The 2,979-nt window shown below is 62.9% G+C and carries 3 protein-coding genes; all 3 read right to left on the bottom strand.

What is annotated here, in order from left to right:
- On the bottom strand, positions 1–734 hold a 734-nt coding region (locus ABSG20_RS33650; RefSeq protein ID WP_490338356.1), incomplete at its 3' end, for a P-type ATPase actuator domain-containing protein.
- Positions 735–760: 26 nt separating this feature from the next.
- The gene (gene kdpA / locus ABSG20_RS33645; protein WP_423868752.1) at positions 761–2,464 is read right to left on the bottom strand and encodes a potassium-transporting ATPase subunit KdpA; all 1,704 of its coding nucleotides are present in this window, start codon (positions 2,462–2,464) and stop codon (positions 761–763) included.
- Between the two features lie 84 nt (positions 2,465–2,548).
- Positions 2,549–2,638, bottom strand: a complete 90-nt coding sequence (locus tag ABSG20_RS33640) for a K(+)-transporting ATPase subunit F (RefSeq protein ID WP_423868751.1) — start codon at positions 2,636–2,638, stop codon at positions 2,549–2,551.
- Positions 2,639–2,979 lie beyond the last annotated feature (341 nt).

Below are 2,979 nucleotides of genomic sequence, written 5' to 3'. Positions count from 1 at the left end.
CTCGGAATCGTCACGGTCGCAAACACGAAGATGATGGTCAGGCCGGCGAGCAGGATGTTGAGCGCGATCTCGTTCGGCGTCTTCTGCCGCTCGGCACCCTCCACCAGCTTGATCATGCGGTCGATGAAGGTCGATCCCTGGGCGGCGGTAATGCGGACGCGGATCCAGTCCGACAGCACCTGGGTGCCGCCGGTCACCGCCGAGCGGTCGCCGCCGGATTCGCGGATCACGGGCGCCGACTCGCCGGTGATCGCGGCTTCGTTGACCGAAGCGACGCCCTCGATGACCTCGCCGTCGGACGGAATATTGTCGCCGGCTTCCACCAGCACGATATCGCCGACCTTGAGGCTGGTGCCGGACACCAGCCGATAGGTCTTGCCGGGGCCGCCCAGCAGCTTGGCCTGGCTCTCGGTGCGGGTCTTCTTGAGCGATTCGGCCTGCGCCTTGCCGCGCCCCTCCGCGACCGCCTCGGCGAAATTGGCGAACAGCACGGTGAACCACAGCCACACGATGATCTGGAAGGTGAAGCCCAAATGCTCGCCCCCCGTCAAGAGATCGCGCAGGAAAATCACCGTGGTCAGCGCGGCCACCACCTCGACCACGAACATCACGGGGTTCTTGGCCATCAGCCGCGGATCGAGTTTTGCAAAAGCCGAGCCGATGGCGGGGGTCACGATTTTCGGATCGAGCATCGCCGATACCGGCACGCGCTTCTGTAGTTTCATGGTTTCCATGGACGTAACTCCCGAGAAGAGATCGATCAGAACAGGGTATTGGCGGTCATCGCGAGATGCTCGACGATCGGCCCGAGCGCCAGCGCCGGGAAGAAGGTCAGACCGCCGATGATCAGGATCACGCCGACCACGAGGCCGACGAACAGGCCGCCGGTGGTCGGCAGCGTGCCGGCAGAGGGCGGGATCGACTTCTTGCCGGCCAGCGAGCCGGCAAGCGCCAGCGCCGGAATGACCATGAAGAAGCGGCCGACGAACATCGCGCTCGCCAGCGTCAGATTGTAGAAGAACGTATTTCCGGTGAGGCCGGCGAAAGCCGAACCATTGTTGCCGGTCGACGAGGTATAGGCATAGAGCACCTCGGTAAAGCCGTGCGGCCCCGCATTGGCCATCGAAGCCACCGCCGAGGGCAGCACCAGGGCCACCGCGGTCCAGCCCAGATACATCAGCGGCAGCACCAGGATGGCGAGCATCGCCATCTTGACCTCGCGCGCCTCGATCTTCTTGCCGACATATTCCGGGGTGCGGCCGACCATCAGGCCGGCGACAAAGATCGAGATGATGACAAAGATGAGCATGCCATAGAGCCCGGAGCCGACGCCGCCGACGATGATCTCGCCGAGCTGGATGTTGATCAGCGGAATCATGCCGCCAAGCGCGGTGAAACTGTCATGCATGGCGTTGACCGCACCGCACGACGCGTCGGTGGTGATGACGGCAAACAGCGAGGAGGCAACGATGCCGAAACGGACTTCCTTGCCTTCCATGTTGCCGCCGGTCAGCCCGAGCGCGTTGAGCGCGGTGGTGCCACCCGCTTCCGCCCAGTAGGTGACGACGACGCCTGACAGGAACAATACGCCCATCACGGCCAGGATCGCCCAGCCCTGGCGCTGGTTGCCGACCATGCGGCCGAACACGTTGGTCAGCGCGGCGCCGATCGCGAAGATCGAAATCATCTGCACGAAGTTCGACAACGCGGTCGGGTTCTCGAACGGATGCGCCGCGTTGGCATTGAAGAAGCCACCGCCATTGGTGCCGAGCATCTTGATCGCGATCTGCGAGGCGACCGGACCGACCGCGATGGTCTGCTTGGCGCCTTCCAGCGTGGTCGCATCGACATAGGCGCCAAGCGTCTGCGGGATGCCCTGCCAGACCAGGAACAGCGTATAGACGATGCAGATCGGCAGCAGCACGTAGAGGGTGCAGCGCGTCACATCAACCCAGAAATTGCCGATGGTGCGCATCGAAGAGCGGGAGAAGCCGCGGATCAGGGCCACCGCCAGCGCGATGCCGGTTGCCGCCGACAGGAAGTTCTGGTGCGTCAGCCCCAGCATCTGCACCAGGTACGACAGCGTGCTCTCGCCGCCATAGTTCTGCCAGTTGGTATTGGTGATGAAGCTGATCGCGGTGTTGAACGACAGGTCTTCGGCGACGGCGGATTGCTCCGCCGGATTGAACGGCAACAGCGCCTGCAGGCGCATCACGGCATAAATAATGACAAAGCCGCCGACATGAAACAGCAGCATCGCAACCGTGTAGGTCAGCCAGTGCTGTTCGCGCCTTTCATCGACGCCGCCGATCCGGTACAGCGCGGCCTCGACCGGGCGCAGGACCGGCGAAAGGAATGTGCGCTCGCCGTTGAAGACGCGCGTCATGTACCAGCCGAGCGGTTTGACCAGCGCGACGACGATGGCGCAGTACAGAATGATTTGAATCCAGCCGATGACGGTCATGGTCATATGCCCTTGGTTTGCACGTGATTATTTTAAAGCCGGTTGCCGTGCCGCAGCAGTCCGCGGCGGGCGCTCGTCAAGCGCTCAGAAGCGCTCGGGCCGCAGCAGCGCGTAGGTCAGGTAGACCAGGAGGCCGACGGAGACGAGCGCGGCGAGTGAATAATCGAAGATCATGATCGTTCTCCCTCAGAGCCGTTCGCAGGCATAGGCGTACCCTATTCCCAGCACGAAAAGACCGAAGGCGAGGGCCAGCATGACGACGTCCCACATGAGATGCTCCTTTTCGCGCTTGTTCCCGTTGCGCCAGCGTCGCGCGTCTGCGGCAAGGTCGAGTTGCGGTGGATCAATCCGCGATCGAACCGCAACCCCGGTGCCTTACCCCTGTCAGTGGGCCTGAAGTGCCACTCAGCACATAGGTTTTCGAGGCGGGAGCAACGGCTACCTTATAGGAATCTCATAAAAGGCCAGGACGCTTCCCGGCCAGGCGGAGAGCGAGCAGCACCCGTAACCTACTG

Origin of the sequence: Bradyrhizobium sp. (assembly GCF_049512235.1) — a bacterium.
In the GTDB taxonomy this organism is placed as follows: Bacteria; Pseudomonadota; Alphaproteobacteria; order Rhizobiales; family Xanthobacteraceae; genus Bradyrhizobium.
This window is presented reverse-complemented; position numbering and strand designations above follow the sequence as displayed.